Genomic DNA, 1,388 nt, shown 5'->3' on the forward strand with positions numbered 1-1,388 from the left:
ACACCTGGCAGATATCGCTGAGCATTGATATGGGATTGTTTAAAAAATAATGACTTATAAGAACCATAAAATTCAATTTAAAATTATGAAATATATATTGACATGGTTTTTCCTGCTGGCATCCTCTCTTCTTTTTGCCCAGACCTTCCGCATAGAAGGAAAAATAGAGCTTGACAAAGGAGAATTGCTGGTGGTGACACAACGGGTAAACAGTATAGACACTCTGGCCCGGACAAAATTTGAAAACAACCTGTTCTCCCTAACGGGTACATTGGACGAACCGGTCGTTGCCTCGTTGCAGATAGCCGGTTACGAAGGCGGCTTCGTCATGCTACTGGAACCGGGAGCGGAATACACCGCCACCCTGACACGCAACGGGAACGGAGATTTCCACGGAGGCAAACTGCAGGAAGCATTCAACAAATACCGTGACATTGTAGCGGAAGCGAATGTGGATATCAGAAAAATGAACGAACAGATTGATCGGGCTGCCGCACAAAAACATTTCAAGACAGTCAACGACCTGAAGAAAAAATCCGAAAAAATCCAACAGAGCGCACAAGCTAAAATGAATGACGTTATCCAAAAGAATGCGGACAACGTGCTTGCAGCTTATCTGCTGACAACAGGCTCGGAACGTATCATGGAAGCCGAACCCCTGAAACGGATTTACAGCCAGCTTTCCGAAAAAGCCCAAAAGACAGCTCCGGGCAGAATCCTGGCTGCACGCATCGCAGAGCTGGAAAAAGTCAGCATCGCCGCCACCGCCCCCGATTTCACACTGACGACTCCGGAAGGTAAGGAAGTATCGCTCTACAACATAAAAGGGAAACTGAAAATCATCGATTTCTGGGCTTCCTGGTGCGGACCGTGCCGCATGGAAAATCCCAACATGGTGAAACTGTACAATGATTTCAAAGACAAGGGACTCGCCATTATCAGTGTTTCATTAGACGAAAGAAAAGCACCGTGGATGCAAGCTATCAAAAAAGACAGCATGCCCTGGACTCACGTTTCCTCACTGAAAGGGTGGAAGTGTGACGTTGTGAAACAATACAAAATCGATGCCGTTCCTTCAATCATTGTTCTGGATGAAAACAACCGCATCTTAGCGAAAAACATCAGAGCAGAAAAATTGAGAGCGTTCGTTACGGAATACTTGAAATAATGTCTGAAAACTCATCACGAGTCAAACAAAAGGAGGTGCATCGTGCATTACGACACACCTCCCTGCTTCTGAGTCAAACTTTATTATTATTCAAACAAAAATACAACATATTGTGTTCTAATATAAAATTATCAGATTCTATTTTATACTCTAAAATGTTAAATATTAGTATTTTATCCGCTGCAGATAATAATAACACAACGGAACAATATAAAGACTC

General features: G+C 43.2%; 1 protein-coding gene. It reads left to right on the plus strand.

From position 1 onward, the window contains the following. The first annotated feature begins 85 nt into the window (after positions 1-85). A complete protein-coding gene (locus WS34_RS14620) occupies positions 86-1,168 on the plus strand; it encodes a redoxin domain-containing protein (protein WP_046405756.1) in 1,083 nt (360 codons plus the stop codon). Positions 1,169-1,388: the final 220 nt, after the last annotated feature.

This window comes from Odoribacter sp. N15.MGS-14, from assembly GCF_000980245.1.
GTDB lineage: Bacteria > Bacteroidota > Bacteroidia > Bacteroidales > Marinifilaceae > Odoribacter > Odoribacter splanchnicus.